The 22,742-nt window shown below is 58.9% G+C and carries 18 protein-coding genes; 17 read left to right on the top strand and 1 reads right to left on the bottom strand.

What is annotated here, in order from left to right; genetic code table 11:
* Positions 1 to 98: 98 nt before the first annotated feature.
* From J3A98_RS13895 to J3A98_RS13845, 11 genes are all read left to right on the top strand, one after another.
* Complete coding sequence (locus tag J3A98_RS13895; protein WP_209966833.1) at positions 99 to 2,186, top strand: hypothetical protein; 2,088 nt, start codon at positions 99 to 101, stop codon at positions 2,184 to 2,186.
* A 21-nt stretch (positions 2,187 to 2,207) separates the two neighbouring features.
* Complete coding sequence (locus J3A98_RS13890; RefSeq protein ID WP_209966830.1) at positions 2,208 to 3,224, top strand: SUMF1/EgtB/PvdO family nonheme iron enzyme; 1,017 nt, start codon at positions 2,208 to 2,210, stop codon at positions 3,222 to 3,224.
* Between the two features lie 84 nt (positions 3,225 to 3,308).
* The gene (locus J3A98_RS13885; RefSeq protein WP_082422857.1) at positions 3,309 to 3,572 is read left to right on the top strand and encodes a PAAR domain-containing protein; all 264 of its coding nucleotides are present in this window, start codon (positions 3,309 to 3,311) and stop codon (positions 3,570 to 3,572) included.
* A gap of 73 nt (positions 3,573 to 3,645) precedes the next feature.
* Positions 3,646 to 4,779, top strand: a complete 1,134-nt coding sequence (locus J3A98_RS13880) for a hypothetical protein (RefSeq protein ID WP_209966828.1) — start codon at positions 3,646 to 3,648, stop codon at positions 4,777 to 4,779.
* Positions 4,780 to 4,801: 22 nt separating this feature from the next.
* Positions 4,802 to 8,113 carry an ImcF-related family protein gene (locus J3A98_RS13875; protein WP_209969860.1) on the top strand — a complete coding sequence of 1,104 codons (3,312 nt, stop codon included), beginning with the start codon at positions 4,802 to 4,804 and terminating at the stop codon, positions 8,111 to 8,113.
* Complete coding sequence (gene tssA / locus J3A98_RS13870) at positions 8,110 to 9,696, top strand: type VI secretion system protein TssA (RefSeq protein ID WP_209966826.1); 1,587 nt, start codon at positions 8,110 to 8,112, stop codon at positions 9,694 to 9,696. Before J3A98_RS13875 ends, tssA begins: the two co-directional genes overlap by 4 nt.
* 23 nt (positions 9,697 to 9,719) lie before the next feature.
* On the top strand, positions 9,720 to 11,489 hold the full coding sequence (gene tssF, locus J3A98_RS13865; protein WP_209966823.1) for a type VI secretion system baseplate subunit TssF: 1,770 nt from the start codon (positions 9,720 to 9,722) through the stop codon (positions 11,487 to 11,489).
* Complete coding sequence (tssG, locus tag J3A98_RS13860; protein WP_209966820.1) at positions 11,453 to 12,550, top strand: type VI secretion system baseplate subunit TssG; 1,098 nt, start codon at positions 11,453 to 11,455, stop codon at positions 12,548 to 12,550. The genes tssF and tssG overlap by 37 nt, the downstream gene beginning before the upstream one ends.
* Entirely contained in the window at positions 12,531 to 13,067 is a 537-nt protein-coding gene (gene tssJ / locus J3A98_RS13855; RefSeq protein WP_004576431.1) for a type VI secretion system lipoprotein TssJ, read from the top strand. The genes tssG and tssJ overlap by 20 nt, the downstream gene beginning before the upstream one ends.
* 4 nt (positions 13,068 to 13,071) lie before the next feature.
* A complete protein-coding gene (gene tssE, locus J3A98_RS13850) occupies positions 13,072 to 13,512 on the top strand; it encodes a type VI secretion system baseplate subunit TssE (RefSeq protein WP_004576432.1) in 441 nt (146 codons plus the stop codon).
* A 21-nt stretch (positions 13,513 to 13,533) separates the two neighbouring features.
* Positions 13,534 to 14,700, top strand: coding sequence for an OmpA family protein (locus J3A98_RS13845; RefSeq protein WP_209966818.1), 1,167 nt, complete (start codon positions 13,534 to 13,536; stop codon positions 14,698 to 14,700).
* Between the two features lie 72 nt (positions 14,701 to 14,772).
* On the opposite strand, the gene J3A98_RS13840 is transcribed toward J3A98_RS13845, so the two are convergent.
* Positions 14,773 to 15,519, bottom strand: coding sequence for an enoyl-CoA hydratase-related protein (locus J3A98_RS13840; RefSeq protein WP_209966816.1), 747 nt, complete (start codon positions 15,517 to 15,519; stop codon positions 14,773 to 14,775).
* Between the two features lie 116 nt (positions 15,520 to 15,635).
* Between J3A98_RS13840 and J3A98_RS13835 the strand changes: the two genes are divergently transcribed.
* From J3A98_RS13835 to J3A98_RS13810, 6 genes are all read left to right on the top strand, one after another.
* Complete coding sequence (locus J3A98_RS13835; protein ID WP_014756232.1) at positions 15,636 to 16,280, top strand: TetR family transcriptional regulator C-terminal domain-containing protein; 645 nt, start codon at positions 15,636 to 15,638, stop codon at positions 16,278 to 16,280.
* A gap of 73 nt (positions 16,281 to 16,353) precedes the next feature.
* Positions 16,354 to 17,070, top strand: a complete 717-nt coding sequence (locus J3A98_RS13830; RefSeq protein WP_176682440.1) for a response regulator — start codon at positions 16,354 to 16,356, stop codon at positions 17,068 to 17,070.
* Positions 17,067 to 17,849 carry a transporter substrate-binding domain-containing protein gene (locus J3A98_RS13825; protein ID WP_209966813.1) on the top strand — a complete coding sequence of 261 codons (783 nt, stop codon included), beginning with the start codon at positions 17,067 to 17,069 and terminating at the stop codon, positions 17,847 to 17,849. Before J3A98_RS13830 ends, J3A98_RS13825 begins: the two co-directional genes overlap by 4 nt.
* On the top strand, positions 17,846 to 20,098 hold the full coding sequence (locus J3A98_RS13820; RefSeq protein WP_176682442.1) for an ATP-binding protein: 2,253 nt from the start codon (positions 17,846 to 17,848) through the stop codon (positions 20,096 to 20,098). Before J3A98_RS13825 ends, J3A98_RS13820 begins: the two co-directional genes overlap by 4 nt.
* Positions 20,099 to 20,294: 196 nt before the next feature.
* Complete coding sequence (locus J3A98_RS13815) at positions 20,295 to 21,701, top strand: amino acid permease (RefSeq protein WP_176682443.1); 1,407 nt, start codon at positions 20,295 to 20,297, stop codon at positions 21,699 to 21,701.
* A 239-nt stretch (positions 21,702 to 21,940) separates the two neighbouring features.
* On the top strand, positions 21,941 to 22,735 hold the full coding sequence (locus J3A98_RS13810; protein ID WP_021782065.1) for an enoyl-CoA hydratase-related protein: 795 nt from the start codon (positions 21,941 to 21,943) through the stop codon (positions 22,733 to 22,735).
* Positions 22,736 to 22,742 lie beyond the last annotated feature (7 nt).

Here is a 22,742-nt window from a genome sequence, read left to right as displayed (position 1 = left end):
GTGTTATTTTTGTCCGGAAACCGAAGAGTTGGTTTTTATTGCTGACAGTGAGGCTGCAGAGTTTGAGGCGCATTGGAAGGAAATGCAACAGTGCGTAAATGATTTTCATCAGGAAAAAATTAATTACTCCGTTGCAATTGAAAAAATATGGAATTGCTGCAGAAACCACAGCAGCGCCTGAGGCGTCATTTCATGACGCTGTAGTGCGAGCTGAGGAAAATTTGGAGTTGAAGCGAAAAGAATTAAAAGAAAAAATTGGTGAGTTTTCTACCCAGGACATGAAATATAATGATGTTGTGGAGCTTGTTCCTGTTAGTGGCCAGTCTGCTAAAAGAAAAGCTGGTGAGAAACGAGCGCCTGTAGTTTATGTAAAAAAAGGTTACTACAGTAAAGGCAAGGATGGCAGAAAACTCCATACTGTGTCGTTGAAAAGTAGTGACAAAAAAGGCGGCGCTGAAAGTATCTTTGAGCGACGCAGTGATGGAAAAATTCGACGCATAGACGACAAGAAGCTTAAGCGGCAGCTTGCCGGATTGAATTGGCCAAAAATAAAAATTGATCTGAAGGATGTTGTTAAATGGGCAGGCCTTGGTTTTGATCCTGAGGCGCTGAGTATGGATTGTTCACTTTTTGACTGGGCAGATAGCTGGAATGCTGCCGCACAAGGTGAGGCAAAGTGGGGGGATCATATTGATTTTGAGGGCGGAGCACAGTTTATGCGCTTTGTTTCCAATTTCGGCGCAAATGTTGAAATTGATCCACGTAAGCAACAATTCTCCTTCAAAGGAGAGGGTGGCGGCAGCTTAACTGCGGCTGCCGGCATAGCCTCCTTTTCAATTTACGCCCCGGATCGCATCGGATGGGCGCTTACAGTTAATCCCTCTGATGAGAACGAGGTCCCGTTTGATTTAGGGATGATGCGCTTAAGTTTGAACGTTCGCTTGGCCGCATTTATTGGAGCGACGCTTCAGGTGGAGGCTCAATTCCAGGTGGTCAGTAGTGGTGACCAGCAAACCGTCATGGGCCAACCTGGTCGTTTGAGACGTTTCAGTGAAAGAAGAAGCCGAGCTTACGATTTTCATCAGCAGATGAACAGTGAAGATGAAGGGATAAAATTTTCGGCAGAAGCTTTTGCGGGTGCGAGGGCGGAAGGAACACTGACGGGATCACTGCAATGGTTAAAGCCGACAGCGGCAGGGGAAATAAATGGCGGTATATTGGAGACTACTGGAGAGTACGTCGATTTTTGTAAAATAGGACCCAGTATTGCAGGGTTGGCGGGGGTGGGCGCCGGCTTAAGTTTTCACTGTACTTTTATTAATGGGAAGTTTTGTTTTCATTTTGCAGCCTCTCTATGCAAAGGGGCGGGTGCCAAAGGTGGCTTTATTTGTGAGGTGGATGGCAATACCTTTCTGGAGTTTGGTGCTTGGTTGATTTATCAACTGAATCAAAGGGATTATGGTTTTTTTAGAGTCATGGATGTTGATGCATTTAGTGTGTATACGAAGTATTGTGTTATGCAAATGGAGCTCCTTGAAGTCGATGTGTATGAGCATTACTCATTCGCAAAAAAATCGATTGAAAAAATTGTAAATGATTTCACAAAACAGGTTGGTGAATTGGCTGATGAGACGAAGAGGAGTGTTGATGCTTCGAGACGACGGAATCAGTTAGCTAAAAATGTTATCACCCGACAGTTGGATCTGTTGCGCTACACACCTGAGGCTAAGGGTATATTGCTTTACCTTCTGACGCGTCATGGTAAGTGGGATAATATAGACCCAGGAAACATAGGTTTTCTCGATCGCTACGGCGAACGAAAAGAGGCGGTGCTTTGTGTCCTCAGAAGTATTCAGAGCAAGCGGGAGTGGCATAAAGTATTGTCTCGTGTCAATGCCCAGGGAAATGCCCCATCAGAGGGCTACGATGAGTTGGACGCCGTCGAGCGGCATGAGCGAAGCCTGGTAGACTTTCTTGAGTTAGGAAAGGATCGAGATAGAGAATTCTATGAAATAAAATATGAGCGAAGCGAATTGGCCGTAATTTATGATCGGTTGAAGGAGTTTGGTTCTTATGGTTATGCGCTCGCTATGAATGACACGGTCTATTATAAGCTAAACGTTGGTCGTAATCCGAATTACCCGCGACGCTGCAAGTTTGGTCCTTGTGGTGCGGATATTGTCTGAGTAAATCTCATTGGAGTGGCTGTGAAGATTTTTAAGGTGTCTATATTTTGTTTGGTTTCTTTGAGTTTGTCAGGCTGTGACCAGTTGGCGAGCGGAGTTGATTATAAGGAACCCGGAATAACGCCAATAGAGATGAAGCATTTTATCGAAGAGGTAAAAAGGGACTTGGTGTTTGTTGAGGGTGGTGAGTATCTGATGGGGGATTATGGCTTAGAGTACGGGCCGGAGCAAATGTCTTATGATAGTGATGGAGACAGTCGGCCAGTACATAAGGTCAAGTTGAGCACCTTTTCTATTGCAAGATTCAAGATCTCAAATAAAGAGTTTGAGATGTATCTAAAAAGCAATGGTCTTACGTTGCGTTCTTTTGAGCAGAGGGAGATACAGGAGGAGTGGGAGAACATTAATTCTTTACCTAATTTGCCAGCGCATATGGACTGGTATGAAGCCGACCGCTATTGCAACTGGCTGGCTAAAGTGTCCAATCTTCCTTTCTCATTACCCACGGAGGCCCAGTGGGAGTATGCGGCACGCAGCCGCGGGCAGTTTTTGATGGTGGCCACTGATGACGGTACTTATAAGCAGACCAATGATGGTTTTACTAAATATGGGGGAGGACCAAAAGGAATTAACATTTCTACTTCTCGAGATCGTCAGGATTTTGCTAGACAAATGGGGTGGAGCACGGAGGGGCTTACGCCCTTGCCGGTAGACAGGTTTCCTCCCAATCCGTTGGGCCTTTATGCCATGTCGGATAATGGGCTGGAGTGGGTTAAGGATTGGTATGACGAAAATTATTATCAGTACTCCCCTGAAATTGACCCCCAGGGGCCGGAGACACCAGTGACCAAGGACTACTATGGCCGGGATACAAAAGTTACACGTGGTCAGGCATATGCCAATCCCAGCTGGGGAGGAGGAGTGAATGTGCACAGAACCCCTGAGAATCCGCATGGTTATGCATCCGAAGATAAAATGATTGTGTTGGGCGACAAAACGGCGAGGTGTGTTGTTAACAGTGACAATCGGATTGAGTAATGGTGGGCTCTAAATTTCAGGGGGTATTTAAACATAGGCTGCCTGAAAGGCGGGTGATGATCTTATTTTTGAGTGCTTAATGATATGCGCGGAGTTATTCGTGTTGGCGACAAACTGTCTTCGGGAGGCAAGGTACTCGCCGGCACCCGTGGATTGAAATTCATGCAGCTTGATGTCGCTTGCGTAGGTGATGCTGTTTTTTGTCCAATACCTGGGCACGGCGTGAATGAAATAGCAGAGGGGGATACGGGTTCGAAAGTTAAAGGTCGGCCCATTGCTTTAGACGGTCATTGCTGTTCCTGTGGTTGTGAGTTAATCACGTCGCTTCCTCAAGCAGGTAGGCTGTGAGATGGCAGTTGACCTGAACTCATTACCCGAGAGGCGATTGCTACCCCGGCAACCTCGGCACTGGCGGTGGGGTGTGGTCATCTTGCTTTGTTCGCTCGTAATTGGCGGGTTGATGGTCCTGCTTTGGCGGGTGGACAATTGGCATACATCATTTTGGTTGTGGATCTGCGCATTATTAGGAGTTTTGATTGCCGGGTTATTGTTCTACGCACTGCGTTTGTTGGCGTACGAGAAACATCGAGATTATACAGAGAGTTGGAATGAGAGTCGCGATGAGTTGGAGCGGTCACTCATTCGGCGCGGCCAGCGTACGGTTGCCGTATTGGCCGTATCCTATTGTTCTGGGGCGGGTAATAATAAACTTGCTCAGGCCCTGCGTTTGGGTAGTAAGCCTCTCCAACCTATTTATCTGGAAGGACAAGCCTTGACAATGCGGTTGAGCCAATTAACACCGTCGGTACAAAATCACTCAAAGTCCGAATACGCGAAGCGGTTACGTGGATTTTTACAAAAAGTTGTACGTGGGTTGGAGTCTGATTTAGAGATCGGGGCGCGCAGTCTTGCTGTGGATGTTCGTATTAGGCATAACCAAGTGCTTTGCAATGAAGAGCTTCTGTCTATTTGGTCTGCAGTTACCACCAACCACCGTTTAACTGATAGCGTGGTCTTTGCAATGGACGATGATGGCGTAATGTGGCTGGACACTTGGTTGGATGCGCCGGAACGACATCAACTGTTAATGTCCGTTGAAATTAATCTTTTTCTAAACCCCGTTGCTGAACAGGCCGAGACCGTGACAGCTGTGTTGTTGGGCTCTTCGCAGTGGTGTAACACGCAAAAAAATGATTCGATCGCCCTGGTTCATCGCCCTGTCCAACTTGAGTGCGCTGGTCGCTCTATCAAGGATGCAGTTACGGATGCATTTCTTTGGGGGCAACTGCGTGTCGGAGAAGAAACGTACTTCAGTTGGCAGGCTCAGGTGCCTGGTGACGTTTTACGTGAGACAAGTATCGCTGTGAATGCAGCACGTTTCCCTTTTAACGTGGCCAGGTGTCATCGATTGGATGATTCGTTTGGTTTACCTGGATGTGCAGTAGGTAATGTCGCATTAATCGTTGCTAGTGAGTGTGCCAAGGCGGAGGGCGGTCCGCAGGTAGTCCTGCTACACGATGCCTCTGCTCAAATTTTTATTGTCCGGCCTGCATGAGATCTTGAAATAGGGATTGATCGTGAAAAAGAAGAGAATCAGCGTCTGGATAGTGATCCTGTGTTTGCTCGTTGCAGGTGGGGTATTGATCTGGGTCGATAATCCCGTAGTGCAGGTGAGGAGTGAGACTGCACGCTTGCAATGGACAGCAGTGTTGTTGATCGGCTGTTTGATATTTCTCTTTCTCGATGGCGTCGGCGAATTGGCTATCCGAATGTTGGGCGCGAGAGATTTTATTGCTCTGATGGGACAAAAGCTCGGAGTCAACCGGACTCGTTCGACTGGCAATAACGTGGTTTCTAATGCTGAGGATCCTTTCGGCGTACCCGAGTTGAGGGCGCATTTGAAGGGACGCTACGGCTTCTTCTGGCGGCGCAAAATTCGACTGTTGTTGGTGGTCGGTGAGTCTGAGCAGATCGAGGCGATTGCCCCTGGGTTGAGCGAGCAGCGTTGGCTGGAAGGGCAAAACACCGTGCTGCTGTGGGCCGGCAGCATCCAAGGTGAACTGCAAGACGCGTTGCTTTTGCAGTGGCGCGGCCTATGCCGCAACCGTGCGCTCAATGGGGTGGTCTGGGTGTTGAACAAAGACCAAAGCAATAACGTGAGCGCGATGAACGATAGCGTTCGTCGTTTGCAGAGTCTGGCCAAAACCCTACGCTGCCAATTGCTGCTGCATGTGTGGCAGGTCTGCGACAGTATGTGGCCGCAGCACGCGCGCGAAATCGGAGCGGTAGGCTGCATGCTCCCGGTACCATTATCGCCAGTGCGGCTCGCCGACCACTTAGGCATGCTCGCACAACCCTTACGTGAGCAGGGTCTATCGCAGCTTCAAAAAGACTCTGATCATGATTTCTTGCTTCGATTGTCACGCGATGTTGCGACCGAGGGTGTCTCCGGATGGTGCGCTGCATTGTCCGCGCTGTTCCGGCGACGCGACGTTTGGTTGCGTGGAGTGTGGTTCAGCTTACCGCTGCGACTCCAGAACAACCTTCGCGTGGATCATCACTGGCCTGAAGACCCAGCATGGTCAGGGATCCTCAACGATCGCTCCGCCCGAGCCCGGCGACTGGGTTGGCACCCAGCCAGAGTCGCCTACGTTTCTGCGCTCGGCCTCGCTTTCATTTGGGGCATCGGCTTGCTGTTGTCGTTTGCGAGCAACCGTGCCGAGGTCGGTCAGATAGCGGCGGCGTACAGCGCTTTGCAGCAGCCTGTAGCAGGTACAGACACTAAACAGGCACTGGGTGAGCTGGTACGCGAACTCTCCCGCCTGGGCTACCGATCAGAACACGGCGCACCGTGGTATCAGCGCTTTGGCCTGAGCCGGTCGCACGAGCTGCGTGAAGCGGTGTGGCCCCTCTATACGCAGGCCAATAACCAGCTGCTCCGTGACCCAGCCGTCGCTGAGCTGGAAAAACGGCTCAAGGCGTTGGTCAACTTGCCTCCGGCGAGCTCTCAGCGGACACAGCAGGCTTACATCTACCTCAAAGCCTATCTGATGCTGGCGCGCCCAGAAAAAGCCGATGCTGCTTTCCTGGCCGAGACCTTGGGCGCTGCCGAACCGACATTATGGACATTCTACGGCCAGCATCTGCCCGAGCACCCTGACTGGGCGATCAAGGCCAATCTCAGGTTGATCGCCCAATCACGCCAGGTGCTGCTGCGTGAACTGGGTCAGCGAAACGCTGAAAGCAGCCTGTACCAGCAGGTCCTCGACACCGCGGCGAACCACTACCCGGCGTTGGGTTTGCAACAGCTGGTCGGCGACACCGATGCAAGCGCTCTGTTCGCCAGTGCTGAACAGGTCCCCGGTGTATTCACCCGCCAAGCCTGGGAAGGGCAGGTTCGTGCAGCCATTGAAGACTCGGCGCAAGCCCGGCGCGAAGAGATCGACTGGGTACTCAGCGACCACCCCAACGACATCGCCAAGGCGCTGAGCCCCGACCAGCTTAGGGAGCGGTTGACCACCCGCTACTTCCAGGATTACAGCAGTGCCTGGCTAACCTTCCTCAACAGCCTGCGCTGGCAGCAGGGCCATGGCCTGCGCGATGTGATTGCACAGTTGACTCTGGTGAGTGACGTGCGCCAGTCACCATTGATCGCCTTGATGAACACGTTGAGCTACCAGGGCCAGGCCGGCGTTCGTGGCCAGGCCCTGGCCGATTCCCTGATCGAATCCGCGCAGAAGCTGGTAGGGCAAAAAGCAGCACCGATCGTCGATCAACTTCCCCAAACACCCAGCGGCCCGCTCGATAGTACCTTTGGCCCTTTGATGGCGTTGCTGGGCAAGGACACTGAAGGGCGATCAGTCGATGGCCGCCTGAGCCTGCAAGCCTTCCTCACGCGGGTCACCGGTGTGCGCTTGAAGCTGCAGCAGGTGGTCAATGCGCCCGATCCCGAGGCGATGATGCAGGCCGTGGCACAGACGGTATTCCAAGGCAAAGGCGCGGACCTGACCGACACCCAGGCCTATGGCAACCTGATCGCCGCCAGCCTCGGCGCCGACTGGGGGCCAGCGGCCAATACGCTGTTCGTGCAGCCGCTGGATCAGGCGTGGCAACAGATTCTGCAGCCGTTGTCGGCCGGCCTCAACCGGACCTGGCAGCGCGCGATCGTCGATGAGTGGCAGGGCGCTTTCAGCGGCCGCTATCCCTTCGCCGTCACCAGCAGTGACGCCTCATTGCCCATGCTGGGGCAGATGATCCGCGCCGACTCCGGGCGGATCGAACAGTTTCTGGCACAGCAACTCACGGGGCTTCTGCGCAAGGAAGGCAGCCGCTGGGTGGCCGACGCGGGGCAGAGCCAGGGGCTGCGTTTCAACCCGGACTTTCTCACCGCGATCAACCAGCTGAGCCAGTTGGCCGATGTGCTGTACACCGATGGCGGTATGGGCTTGAGCTTCGAGCTGCAAGGCAAGCCTGTGCGTGATGTGGTGCAGACCACCTTCGTACTCAACGGTGAAAAGCACCACTACTTCAACCAGCGAGAAAGCTGGCGACGCTTTCGCTGGCCCGGGCAGGGTGATCATCCGGGTATCAGCCTGACGTGGAGCAGTGTTCATACCGGCGAACGTCTGTTTGCGGACTACCAGGGCACCTGGGGGCTGATTCGTTTGTTGGAGCAGGCCAACGTCACGGCGTTGGATGACGGCGACAGTCGCTTTCGGGTCGTGCTGGATGCGCCAGATGGCCTGGGCCTGACTTGGCATTTGCGCACGGAGCTGGGCGAAGGGCCGCTGGCGCTGCTCAAGTTACGCGGGTTCAGCCTGCCGCGAGAGATCTTTCTGGTAGAGGGCCGTGATACCCCGCAGTACACGCACAATGGGGGCTTCGAATGAGCCTGAAAAGCCTGATCGAAAGCTGTTTGTCCACCAGCGAGCCACTGGTCATTGCCCGCAAACACAGCGAATCCTGGGAGCCTTGGCTAACGCCCATCAGCGGTGATGCACCGGTGGGAGAGGACCCGGGCTACGACGACGATTTCCAGCGCATGCGCGAAGAGGTCAACAAACTCTCCGGGGCGGATGTCGACCTTGTGGCCCAACTGGCGCAGAAGCTGCTCCAGCAGTCCTGCAAAGACCTTCGTGTTGCCACCTACTACCTGTGGGCACGCTTGCATAGGGACGGTGAGTCCGGCTTGGCAGATGGCCTGAGTTTGCTGGCGGCGCTGATGGAGCGCTATGCCTGCGACATCCTGCCGGCGCGTCCCAATAGCCGCAAAATGGCCCTGGAGTGGCTTGCCGGCAGCAGGGTCTTGGCAAGCCTGTCGCTGTACCCTCAGGTGGTCAAGGCTGAAACTGAGCGAACGGTGGCTGCGCTGGTGTGGTTGGAGCACGGCTGCAGCAACTGGCCCGCAGACCAGCGACCGCGGCTGGACGCCTTGTACGGCGCCCTCAGCAATAGACTCGCTATGTCGGGAGGTGTTGATGCAATCGTCCCGCAGACCAGCAGTGAATCACCGCCGAGAAGTAGCGCCCCTGGCCCGAGCGCATCACCCATCAAGTCCGGTCGCGATTTGCTGGACAGTGGCCGGGGCTTGGCCAGCTACCTGCGTGAACAACCAGAAGGTTGGCTGGCAGCGCATAGGCTGATGAAGAGCCTGCGCTGGGACACCGTGCATCAGGTGCCACCGCAAGACGCACAGGGCATTACCCGGCTGGCGCCCCCGCGCGGTGAATACCGTGCCCAATTAAAACGCCTGCACGCGCAGCAACGCTGGAGTGAGTTGATCGACCAGGCCGAGCGGATGTATGCCGAGGGCGTCAACCATTTCTGGTTGGACCTGCAATGGCATCTGCATCAGGCCTTGAGCAAATCACCCCATCCGCACAGTAGCTGGGCAGCCATCGTCAAACATGACCTGAACATGCTGCTGCAGCGCTTGCCTGGGCTGGACATGCTGTATTGGAACGATGGCTCGGCTTTCGCGGATGAAACCACACGCGAGTGGATCAACCAGCACGTCAGCGACAGCCGCTCCGCGCAATGGCTGCCTGCTGCAGCCTCGGCAACCACCACGGCAACCTGCGAAATCCTTGCGCTGGAACCTGAGGCACTGGCGCAAGCCGATGCTGAGGGTGTCGAGCAAGCGCTGGCGTGGCTTGCAAACCGGCCCGATACGCAGGCCGGGCGGCAACGCTGGTTGCTGCGCCTGCTGATGGCCCGGGTGGCCGAGCAGTACGGCAAGGCCGAACTGGCCATTCATTTGTTCACTGAACTGGATACCACCGCGCACCACCACGCACTGACCGACTGGGAGCCAGAGCTGATCTTTGAGGTCAAGGCGCGGTTGCTCAAGCTGCTGCGTTTGAAAGCCCAGCGCAACGATGCCGATCGGCCAGCCCTGGCGCTGCAGATGGAACAACAGCTGGCGGCGCTGGTAGCCATTGACCCGGTACGCGCTGCGGTGCTGTGCAGCTAACTCACATTGATCAGGATCCTGTTTTGAGCAAGGACAACCCAACCCTACGGTACTTTGATGCCGAGATGCGCTACCTGCGTGAAGCTGGTAAAGAATTTGCCCAGGCGTTTCCGGACCGCGCGGCGGAGCTGAACCTGAATAAACCTGGGGCGCAGGACCCCTATGTGGAGCGCCTGTTCGAAGGCTTCGCGTTCTTGATGGGGCGCCTGCGCGAAAAACTGGACGACGATTTGCCCGAACTGACCGAAGGGCTGGTCAGCCTGCTGTGGCCGCACTACCTGCGCACCATCCCCTCGCTGGCAATCGTTGAGCTCATGCCTGATGTCAGCCAGATGAAAGGCACCGAATCCATTGCCAGGGGGTTTCAGGTGTTGTCTCAGCCAGTGGGTCCGCAACGTACCCGCTGCCGCTACTCCACGACACAGGACCTGCCGCTTCAGCCGCTCACGCTCGACACCGTGCGTCTTGATCACGAGCCTGATGGGCGCGCGGTGCTGCGTTTGCGTTTCTTGTGCGGGGAAATGGCAGATTGGAGCCGGCTGGATCTTGCTCAGATACCGCTGTACCTGAACGCCGATGCCGCATTGGCCAGTGCACTGCATCAAGCACTGACTTTGAAGGTACAGGCGTTATATGTGCGTATGCCGGGCGAGGCAGAACGCCAAACACTTGAAGGCCATTTCAAGCCCAAGGGCTTCGCCGATGATGACCGTCTTTGGCCCAAAGGTGATAGTGCGTTCAGCGGCTACCAGCTGCTGCTTGAGTACTTCACCTTCCGCGAGAAATTCATGTTCGTGACGCTGTGCGGTTTGGAGTCGTTGTCATTGCCACTGGGCGCTACTTGGTTCGAGCTTGATGTCGTGCTGTGTGAAGCATGGTCGCATGCCTTCACGCCCAACGAGGAGCACATCCGTTTACACGCGGTCCCCGTGATCAATTTGTTCCCGCTGGATGCGGACCCGCTCAACCTGGACCCGCTGCAGAACGAGTACCTGCTTCGCCCGATGCGGCTGCAGGACGGGCACACGGAAATCTATTCCGTGGACAGGGTGTCCGGTTCCAAGAACAGTGTCCGTCAGGACTACGTGCCTTTCAGCAGCTTTCGCCACAAGGGTGGCATGCTCCGCGATGAAGCCCCCGAGCGGTATTTTCATACCCGCCTCAGGCAGGGCGCCAATGGTCTTCATGACACCTGGCTGATCCTGGGCGGGGAAGGCTTTGACAAGGATGTGCTGCTCAAGCGCAAAAGCCTGTCACTGCGCCTTACCGGGACCAATGGCCAACTGCCGCGCAAGGCCCTGCGCAGTACATTGCTCGACGCGGCCGCGCAATCCACCCAGGCGGGGCTGCAGGTGCGCAACCTGACCTCACCCACGCTGCCATGTTATCCGCCGAATCGTGACCGGTTCCACTGGCGGGTACTGAGCCACCTGGGCTCGAACTTCTTGCCCATGCTCAATAGTGCTGAAGTGCTGCGTGGCACGCTGGCGTTGTACGAGTGGACGGGTAGCGAAACCAATCGCCGTCGCCTGGAGGCCATCGTTGAGGTCAAGCATCACCTTATCCAGCGGTTCGAAAAAGGGTTCTTGCTGCGCGGCGTGGATATCGAGGTGACGCTCGACAGCAATGGTTTTTCGGGGGAGGGGGACATCTGCCTGTTTGGTGAAATGCTCAGCCGGTTCTTCGCACTGTATGCCGACATTCACTTGTGCACGCAACTGACGTTGATCCTGCAACCGACGGGGAGGTGCCTGCGATGGAGCGAACATCACAGTCAGCGTATTCCAGGCTGAAGGCTGAAGGGTTTTTGCAGGTACTGGAGGGGCAGGTTGCCTCGGCCAACGTGTATCGCGTCTGCCAGTTGGTTGAGCAGGTACTGGTCGATCACCCACCGCTGGGCAGTACCGCACACCCGGTTGATGACGGGGTCCGCTTTCGGCCCGACCCAGGCATGGGGTTTCCCGCCAGTGAGCTGAAGGCCATAGAGTTCGACGACACCTGTCCCGAACGCCCTATTACGATACGAACTCGGCTACTTGGTTTGTATGGTGTCGATTCGCCGCTGCCAACGGCCTACCTGGACGACATCGCCCAGCGCCGTGAGGGCCACGAAGCTGTAGAGGCGTTTCTCGATATCTTCAACCATCGGGTGTTCACCCAGTTCTATCGGATCTGGCGCAAATACTCGTATCCCGCCACCTTTGAGGCGGGCGGTAGCGATGCGACTTCACAGTGCCTGTTGGGCTTGATCGGCCTTGGAGTACCCGGTACGGCCGAGCGTATCGCCACGCCCATGTCTCGCTTTTTGGCATTGCTCAGCGTGATGCGCTTGCCGACCCGCAACGCTGAGGGCATTGGCGCGTTGGTCAAGCTGCTGGCGCCGAGCACGGAGGCACATGTCACCGGGCATTGGCCGCAACGTGTCGTGCTTGAGCGACCAGCCAGCCTGGATACGAAAAGCCCGGTAAGTCTTTCCCAAGGCATGCCGCTAGGCGCTGTCGGAACGGATGCGAACAGCCAGTTGCGCCTGTTGCTGCACACCAATGACCCGGAAGAGGCGCGCGAGTGGCTTCCTGGGGGGCAGTTGCTGCTCGACTTGCGGGTGCTGCTGGAGGTGTACCTGGGCTGGCGCTGTACGGCCAAGCTACAGCTGTCGATTCCGCTGCGTCTGCTGCCCGTGCCGGTGCTGGGCCGTGCGCAAGTCAGGTTGGGAATGACGGCAGTACTGGGGTTGCCGACCGGTGAAGAGGCTACAGCCAACACCGACACCATCACAGTCAACCTGGGCCGCTATCAAGGCCTACAACTGAATCCTTGCGACAGGGAGGTACCGCATGTGGCGTACCGCTTCTAAACGCTTCACGGTCGTGGCGCTGGTGACACTGCTGGGCGGCTGCGGCCTCACCCAGAAGGTTGTGGAGGGTACGGCTTCCACGGCCCGTGCGGTTTTCTACAAGCAAGTCAAAACATTGCATCTGGATTTCACCGGCCGGTCAGCGATGAATACCGACAGCATGGAGATGAGTGGGTTGTCCGTTTCGGTGCTGGTGCGTGTCTACCAGTTGCGGGATCACAAGGCTCTGGACAAGGCAACTTACGACGATCTGGTCAGCCACGGCGAGCGCGTGCTGGGGGGCGACCTGTTGAGCGAAAAAGCCGTAGTGGTCAAACCTGGTGAGGCGGCTCAGCTCAGCACGCCTTTGCATAGGGAGGCTCAGTACATTGCCGTGATTGCGTTGTTCCGAAATCCGGACATGGAGCAAGACGCGTGGCGTTTGACCTTGCAGCGTGATGACCTCGATCCGGACCAGCCCAGGGTTGTCGAGTTGGGTGATAACCGCTTGAAGTTGCGGCCGCGCAGCGAGGACTGAGCACATGATCGAACCAAGCCCTTCGCTTTACGAAACGCTGCTGCAGAATTTCAGCGGCGAGTTGGAGCTGGATCGGGTCAGTGATGATGATCAACTGACGCTTTCGGTTCTGGACAACCTTCAGCGCATTCTAAACAGCCGGGCCGGCACACTCGCGCATCTGCCGGACTATGGCTTGCCGGATATGGGCACGGTTCTTCAAGGGTTGCCGGCCTCGGCCCATGGTTTGATGAATGACATCGTGAGCACGTTGCGCAGGTATGAGCCGCGGCTCGCAGAAGTACGCATCGAGCTGGTGCCGCAGCGACGGCCCGGCCATTTGGAATACGCACTCGATGTACGCATCAAGGGCGGTGGCCGCGCCACCTTTGGGACCACGCTTGCACCTGACGGGAGGGTGGTTGTACGTCACCTGAAACAGGAAGGCTATCTCGCCAAGCTATAGACCTACGGACAAGGAGGCCAGATGACGGCGCTTTTTGAAATGCGGATTCGCTTGGGCGGCGACCCAGGCAGTTTTGATGAGTTCAACGTGTTGCGCGGCGAGTTGGCCAAGCTTGATCATCCTGCGTGTCCTGACGTTGACTGGGCAAAAGTTGAAGCGTTGTGCTTGAGGCTCTTCGAACGGAACGGGGTGGAGCTGCAGACCGCAGTGTCCTTTATCCTGGCGCGTAGCTACCGTACGGGGCTCGCTGGTTTGACCGAGGGGGTGGCATTGCTCGCCACTCTCACGGACGAGTGGCCGCGCTTGTGGCCGGTGCAGGCTTCAGCTCGGATCGAGCTCATCGCCTGGTTGTTTGCTCAGCTACATCCCCTGGTTCGAATGCTGGAATGGGGCGGATCGAGTCTGGCGACGCTGAGGGAACTGATCGTTGAGCTGGGGCGGCTTGAGCACCGTTTGGAGCGGCTTGGCCATGCTTCCTTGGCTTCGCTGAAGGTGTTTCGACAGCAGATCAGTAGCGTGATGCAGCGGATGTCGGGAAGCAGGGACGTGCCGATGCCGATTCCGTTGCAACCATGGGCATCACCAGCCGAGCCAGCGCTAAGCCCTCCGATTGCTACGGTTGTCTCAGCACCACCGACTTACACCTTTGTAGTCGAGCCAGCGGCGCAGAAACGCGCGGTGTTGCCGTGGTTGCTGACACTGACGGTCACCAGTGTCTTTGTGGGGTGGCTGGGCTGGCAAGAATGGGCATCCAGGCAAGTCAAAGAGCCGCCCACGCCTGAGCCGATCCAACTCGACAGTCTGAATCTGTTTGATCCGGGCAGTGCCGAACTGAAGCCCGGTTCAACCAAACTGCTGATAAACGCTCTGGTTGGCATCAAGGCTCAACCGGGTTGGCTGATTGTTATCTCCGGGCATGCGGATGCACGGGGTGACGCGGCCAAGAATCTCGACCTGTCCCGTGCCCGTGCTTCAGCCGTGCGCGACTGGATGCAACGGATGGGGGATATCCCGGACAGTTGTTTTGCTGTTCAAGGTGTCGCGGCCAGCCAGCCGGTCAGCAGCAACCACACATTCGATGGGCGGGCGGAGAATCGTCGTGTGGACATCCGGCTATTGCCGCAGAGCAGTGCGTGCGGGGGGGAGAGCGATGACATTCGCGTTGAGCAGCGTAGCGATAGCATCTAACCCCAATATCCCGTCGATGCCGCCGCTCCCTTTCAGCGCGGTCTTGTGCCGCGAAAGGGTCGAGTCACCCTTTCAATCCTTGATCAGCCCTCGCAGCACTGCCCGCGCTTCTTCAGTACGCAAGCATTCGATGAACAACTGGCTTTCCCGCGCCACCGTGGCCTCCAGCTCTGCCCGCTGGCTGTCCTTGAGCAGCCGCTTGCTGATCCGCAGTGCCGCCTGCGGGTAGCCTTGCAGCTGCCGCGCCAGCGTGCGGGCAGCGTCCAGGCATTGTTCGCCGTTTTCATGCAGCTCATTGGCCAGCCCCCAGGCCAGCATCTGTTCGCCATCCAGCAATGCATTGGTCAACAGCAAGCGTGCCGCCCGGGCCTGGCCAAGCACACGCGGCAGCAGCAGGCTGGAACCAAACTCCGGGCACACACCCAGCGGCGCGAAAGGCATGCGCAGCTTGGTCGAGCGGCTGACCAGCACCTGGTCGCAGTGCAGCAACAGGGTGGCCCCGATGCCGATCGCCGCACCACTGACTGCTGCGATCAGCGGCTTGTCCAGGCCCATGACCACCCGCATCAGGCGGAACACCGGGCTGTCCAGGTCGCTGGGTGGGTTGTCGAGGAAGTCGCGAAGGTCGTTGCCAGCGCTGAAGCAGTGCGGCCCACCGGTGATGATGATGGCATCGACAGCGGGGTCCTCACTTGCCGCCAGCAACAGGTCACCCAGCAGCTGGTACATGGCAGTGTTCAGGGCATTGAGCTTGTCGGGGCGGTTGAAGGCCAGGGTCAGCAGGCCTTGGTCCAGTTCGCGTGTGATCAGGTCGTTCATGGCAGCCGCTTTTGTTGTTGTGAGGGGGCCCTGCCGGGCAGTGGCGCTTAGGGTTTATCACGCAGTCCGGCTTGTTGTACAGTCGTTCAGTCCAGCCCCTAACCAGAGACCCACCGATGACTCAGGAAGCCCGCTACCACCGCATGCTGCCGGAATTGCGCAAAGCCAACCTGGTCGAGGCGACCCTGGTGTGCCTCAAACGCCATGGTTTTCAGGGGGCTTCGATCCGCAAGATTTCGGCCGAGGCCGGGGTCTCGGTCGGGCTGATCAGCCATCACTACGCCGGCAAGGACGAATTGGTGGCAGAGGCTTACATGGCCGTCACCGGTCGGGTAATGGGCCTGCTGCGTGAGGCCATGGCCCAGGCCGCGCCCAATGCCCGCGAGCGATTGTCGGCGTTTTTCCGTGCCTCGTTCTGCGCCGAACTGCTCGACCCGCAATTGCTCGATGCCTGGCTGGCCTTCTGGGGCGCGGTGAAGACCGCCGATGCGATCAACCAGGTGCACGACCACTCCTACGGCGAGTACCGCAACGAGCTTGGCCAGCTACTGGCCAGACTGGCCGAAGAGGAGGGCTGGCAGGGCTTCGATGCCGACCTGGCGGCCATCAGCCTGAGCGCCTTGCTCGACGGCCTGTGGCTGGAGTCGGGCCTGAACCCCGGCACCTTCAGCCCCGAGCAGGGCGTGATCATCTGCGAGGCCTGGGTCGACGGCCTGCAGGCTGGTGGCCGGAGGCGCTTCAGCCTGCCCGAGGGCTGTTGATCACCTGTTCAGTAACGAGTACGCTGCTGTTGCGAGTGTGTAGAACAACACCAATAAAAAGAGACAACACGCAATGACGCCTCGGGTATTGATCGTCGATGACGATCCGCTTATTCGTGACTTGCTGCAGGCCTACCTGTCCCAGGAAGGCTACGACGTTCACTGCGCCGATACAGCCGAAGGGGCCGAAGCCCTGCTTGCCAGCCAGGATGTCGACCTGGTGCTGCTGGACATCCGCCTGCCCGGCAAGGACGGCCTTACCCTGACCCGCGAACTGCGGGTGCGCTCGGAGGTTGGCATCATCCTCGTCACCGGGCGCAATGACGACATCGACCGCATCGTTGGCCTGGAATGCGGGGCAGATGACTACGTGATCAAACCGCTCAACCCCCGCGAGCTGGTGTCCCGGGCGAAAAACCTGATCCGCCGCGTGCGCCATGCCCGCGAGGCGCACCCCGCCCCGGCCTGTGCGCAGTCGCTGAAGCAGTTCGCCGACTGGGCACTGGATACCGACCGCCGGCGCCTGATCGACGCCCGTGGCGGGCAAACCCTGCTGACCCACGGCGAATTTCAGTTGCTCAGCGTATTTCTACGCAACAGCGGCCATACCCTCAGCCGCGACCAGTTGATGGACCAGATTCGCAACCGCGAGTGGGTGCCCAACGACCGCTCCATCGACGTGCTGGTCGGCCGCCTGCGGCGCAAGCTGCATGACGACCCGGCCGAACCGCAGTTGATCATCACCATTCACGGCACCGGCTACCTGTTCACCGCCAGCGTGGCAGCATGATTCCTCGCGCCTGGCGGTTGGCGCTGGCCTTGACGTTGCCCACCCTGCACGCCAGTGCCAGTGAACCCGTGCGTTACTGTGACTACCCGGTGTACCCGCCCATTTCCTGGAGTGACGGCCACCAGGTGCGTGGCCTGGCCCCGACCGTGGTGCGCGAACTGTTCGCGCGCATGGGCTACGAGGTGCAAACCGTGGTGCTGGGCAACTGGAAGCGCTGCCTGATGGATGCCGCCGCCGGGCGGGTGGATGTGGTGCTGGCCTACAACAGCGACCAGCGTGACCAGCGCATGCGTTTCTCCAAGGTGCCGGTGGTGCGCGAGGAAGTGGCCGTGTTCTACAACCGCAAGCGGCCGGTGCAGTTCCAGCAGCTGGAGGACCTGGCGGGTTACCGCGGCGGCCTGCTGTACGGTGAAAGCTATGGCGCCGAGTTCGACCGCTTCGTCGCCCGCCACCAGAACATCGAGCGGGTATCGTCCAGCCAGCAGAACTTTGGCAAGCTGATCCGCGGGCGCATCGACTATGTGATTCAGGAGCGGCGCACCGGGCTGCTGTTCATCGAGCACCTGCCCGGGGCGCAGGATATTCGCGCATTGCCCACGGCACTGAGCGTGGACTACCTGCGAGTGGCGGTATCGCGACAGTCACCCTTGAGCCAGCGCATGGCTGAAATCGATGCGCAGTTGCAGCGGATGAACCAGGCGGGCGAGATCGCGCGTTGGCTGGAGCAAAGTGAAGTCACTTACCGCGACATGATCAACCTGCCGGCGGATGCACGATGATCCGCCTGCGCACCGATGGCCTGCTGCGCCGTCTGCTGCTGTTCATTCTGCTGTTCAGCTTGTGCTTCACGGTGCTGGCCAGTGGCGTGCAGCTTTACTTCGAGTACCGTCGCGAAATGCGGGATATAGAGGCACGCATGGCGTTGATCCGTGCCGGCTACCTGGCCAGCCTGGAACGCAGCCTGTGGGACCTCGACGAGGCGCAGCTGGATGTTCAGCTGCGCGGCCTGGTGGACTTTTCCGATGTGGCGCGGGTGCGTCTGGTCAGTGATGATTTCCCGCTGTTACGCGGTGAGGCCGACCCCCAAGGGCCGCTGCGCATCGAGCGCTTCCCCCTCGACTACCAGCCGCCCTCAGGGCCGGTCAGGCATCTGGGGGAGCTGGAAGTCAGCATCGACCTTGGCGCGGTACACCGGCGGCTTTACGCCACGGGCCTTGCCAGCCTGTTGTGGATGGGTGTGTTTCTGTGCGGCCTGGCAGTGGCGTTGTCAGGGCTGTTCTACCGCCTGGTTACCCGTCACCTGCAAGTGATGGCCGAGTTCGCCCGCCGCATTGGCGCAGGCCAGTGGCAGGAGCCCTTGCGCCTTGGCCGCCGTCGTTCATCGCGCCCCGACGAAATCGACACTGTGGCCAATGCCCTGGACGATATGCGCCGCGCCATCCTCAGCGATATCGAGCGCCGTGAGCGCGACCGCCTGGCACTGCAGGACAAACGCGACGAATTGCAGGCCATGGTCGAGCGGCGTACGGCCAGCCTGGCTCGGGCCAAGGACGAGGCCGAGGCAGCCAACCTGGCCAAGTCGCGCTTTTTGGCGACCATGAGCCATGAATTGCGTACGCCGCTCAACGGTATTCTGGGCATGGCCGAACTGCTGCGCGGCGGGCGCCTGGAGGTCGCCGACCGCCAGCGTGTCGAGGCCTTGTACAAGGCCGGCGAAGGGCTGTTGGCGATTCTCAACGAAGTGCTGTATTTCGCCCGGCTCGAAGAAGGCGAGAGCCGCGCCGAGCGGGTGGTGTTTTCCTTGCGTCAGTTGTGCCAGGAAGTGCTGGCATTGCTCGAACCCATGGCCATGGACAATGCCGACACCCTGCAACTGCAGGTCGATGAGCAACTGGCCGCGTACCAGCACGGCGCAGAGCAGTACCTGCGACAGGTGCTGAGCAATCTGCTGGCCAATGCCATCAAGTTCACTGAGCACGGCCAGGTACAGCTTACGGTGCAGGTGCTTGCCAGCAACGAATGCTCGCAGCGCTTGCGGCTGTCGGTCCGTGACAACGGTATCGGCATCGAACCCGCCGTTCAGGCGAAGATCTTCGACCGTTTCGTCCAGGCCAGCGAAGCGGTGACCCTGCGCTATGGCGGCACTGGCCTGGGCCTGGCGATTTGCAAGCACCTGGTGGAAAAGCTGGGCGGTAGCATCGGCCTCGAGAGCGCTCAAGGGCAGGGCAGCTGCTTTTGGTTCGAGCTCGACATGGCTCGCGGGCAGCCTGTCTCAGCGGGTTCACCAACCCCTTCGCCCTTGCCCAGCCTGGATATCCTGGTGGTCGAAGACGTTGCGCTGAACCGTGAGGTTGCCGGTGGCCTGCTGATGCGCGACGGTCACCGGGTAAGCTTTGCCGAAGACGCCGGGCAAGCCCTGCAGGCATGCGCGCAGCGGCGCTTCGACCTGGTTCTGCTGGACGTGCACTTGCCGGGCATGAGCGGGGTGGCGTTGTGCCGACAGCTGCGCACCTCGCCGGGGCCGAACCGCAACAGTCGGATCCTGGCGCTGACGGCCGGCGTGCAACCGGGCCAGGTAGCGGGTTATCTGGACGCTGGTATGCAGGGCGTACTGGCCAAGCCTTTGCGGCTGGACAACCTGCGCAAGGCGTTGGCTGACGTAGCGCCCGGTGAAGTGGCCAGCGCTGGCGCAGACATGGACTGGTCATTGCTCGACACCCACCGTTCACTGCTGGGGGAGCAGAAGTTGCAGGGCCTGCTGAAGGTCCTGCACCAGTCACTGCAGCAGCACGCCATGGCGCTGGCCGAGGCGCTGCCAGCCCAGGACTTCACCGAAGTGCTGCACCTGGCCCACCGCCTGGCTGGCAGCTGCGATTCCCTGGGGTTTACCGGGCTGGCTACGCTGTTGCGTCGCCTGGAGGAGGCGGCCCGGCAGCATGACCTGCAGGCCATGCAAGCCCTCGGCGAGCCGCTGGCCACCCAGCTAGGTCAGGCCAACGCCACGCTGGAACAGCTGATCCAGAGCTGACGTACAAAAAGCTTACGACTTTTTACATCTTCGATCCGTTCGTACAACGGCACCTTACATCCGTTTCCAATAATCCATGGCAACCGTGTTGCACACGGTCCATGAGGCTTATTGGAGACAAGAATAATGACATGCCGTAGCGCTCAGCCCCTCATTCGAACCCTCCCACGCACCGGCCGCAAAGGCGAGGTGTGCCATGACTGACAACGTTGAGAAGATCCAGCTCACCCGCGCCCTGAAAAGCCGGCACATTTTCATGCTGTCGCTGGGTGGGGTTATTGGCACCGGCCTGTTCATGGGGTCTGGCGTAACCATCAATCAGGGCGGGCCGGTGGGCGCGATCCTGGCCTACCTGGTCGCGGGCTTGCTGATGTACCTGGTGATGGTCTGCCTGGGCGAGCTGTCGGTGCAGATGCCAGTGTCCGGTTCGTTCCAGGCCCACGCCACCAAATACATTGGCCCGGCCACCGGGTTCATGATCGGCTGGGTGTACTGGATGAGCTGGGCCACCACCGTAGGCCTGGAGTTCACCGCTGCCGGCATGTTGATGACCCGCTGGTTCCCGGAGGTGCCGATCTGGTACTGGTCGGCACTGTTCGTGGTGGTGCTGTTCGGCCTCAACGCCCTGGCCACGCGTGCCTTTGGCGAGGCCGAGTACTGGTTCTCGGGCATCAAGGTGGCAACCATCCTCGGCTTCATCGTCATTGGCCTGCTGGTGATTTTCGGTGCCATCCCCCTGAGCAGCGGGGCACCCGCACCGATGCTGAACAACCTGGTGGGCGAGTCGCTGTTCCCCCATGGCCTGTCGGCAGTGTTCGCGGTGATGATGACCGTGGTCTACGCCTTCCAGGGCTGTGAAATCATGGGGGTGGCTGCCGGTGAGACCGAGCACCCGGAAAAGAGCATCCCGCGGGCGGTGCGCAATGTGGTGTTCCGCGTGCTGATTTTCTATGTGCTGGCCATTGCCGTGCTGTCGGCCATTGTGCCGCACGAGCAGGCCGGGCTGATGGAAAGCCCGTTCGTGCAGGTGTTCGACATGGTCGGCATCCCTTACGCCGCCGACTTGATGAACTTCGTCATCCTCACGGCCATCCTCTCGGTAGGTAACTCCGGGTTGTATGCCTCCACGCGCATCCTCTGGGCCATGTCCAAGACTGGCATGGCACCCAAAAGCCTGTCGCCGCTGAGCAAGCGTGGCGTGCCGCTGCGGGCGCTGAGCATCACCCTGTGCTTTGCGCTGATTTCGCTGATGACCAGCTTCGTTGCGGCTGACACGCTGTTCATGGTGCTGATGGCGGTGAGCGGTATGTCCGGCACCGTGACCTGGATCGTCATCGCTTTGGCGCAGTACCGCTTCCGCAAGGCCTGGCTGCGCGACGGCGGGCAACTGCAGGACCTGAAGTACAAGGCGCCGCTGTACCCACTGGTGCCGCTGCTGTGCATCACCCTGTGCAGTTCGCTGTTCGTGTTCCTGGCGCTGGATGAAACCCAGCGGCCGTCACTGTACTGGGGCTTTGGCTTCATTGCCCTGTGCTATGCGGCGTACTTCTTCGTCAACCGCCGCCGGCAGGGGGCCTTCGAGCCCAGCGCACCAAGGGTTTGATGCCGTAGTTCGTCGGCGGCAGGTGTTGGTCGCTGCATTTTCAGTACCTGTGAGGTCAAGCGCCGCCCGTGCGGGGCGCGATCTCACAGGCCATAAAGCCGTCACGACGAACGCCCTTGTGTAACGCCAAATACCGAGTTGTGCGAAGTTGTAACAGCCCATCCCGCCTTGTTGAACACTCGTTTAGTATCTTTCTCGTCAAGCCCTCCAAAACCATCACAACAACACCGAGGCCCCCCATGACCACCCCGTCGTCGTCACTGTTGAGCAAGGTCGAAGCCGGCGTTGCCTGGATCACCCTCAACCGCCCCGAGCAGCGCAACGCGCTGGACATTCCCACCCTCAAGCAACTGCACGCCTTGCTCGACAGCCATGCCAGCGACCCAACCGTTCGCGTGGTGGTGCTGACCGGCAGCGGCCGCAGCTTCTGCGCTGGCGCCGACCTGGCCGAATGGGCAGCCGCGGAAGCGGCGGGCACCCTGGAAAGCTACGGCTGGACCGAAACTGCCCATGCCCTGATGTTGCGCCTGCACAGCCTCGACAAACCCACCATCGCCGCCATCAACGGCACCGCCGTGGGCGGAGGCATGGACCTTAGCCTGTGCTGTGACCTGCGCATCGCCGCTGCCTCTGCGCGCTTCAAGGCCGGCTACACCAGCATGGGTTACAGCCCCGATGCCGGCGCCAGCTGGCACCTGCCACGGCTGATCGGTAGCGAGCAGGCCAAGCGCCTGCTGTTCCTCGACGAGTTGTGGGGCGCCGATCGCGCCCTGGCCGCCGGTTTGGTCAGCGAAGTCTGTGCCGACGAGCAGTTGCCTGCCGTCGTCGCCGAGCTGGCCGGGCGCCTGGCCAACGGCCCGACCTTCGCCTATGCGCAGACCAAGCGGCTGATACGCGACGGTGCCCGGCGCACGCTGGCTGAACAGCTGGAAGCCGAGCGCCACGCCGGCCTGTTGTGCGGCCGCAGCCAGGATGGCGCCGAGGCCCTGCAAGCCTCGGTGGAACGTCGCGCTCCCCGTTTTACCGGCCAGTAATCCGATA

This window comes from Pseudomonas sp. BP6 (assembly GCF_017875935.1).
Lineage (GTDB): Bacteria > Pseudomonadota > Gammaproteobacteria > Pseudomonadales > Pseudomonadaceae > Aquipseudomonas > Aquipseudomonas putida_Y.
This window is presented reverse-complemented; position numbering and strand designations above follow the sequence as displayed.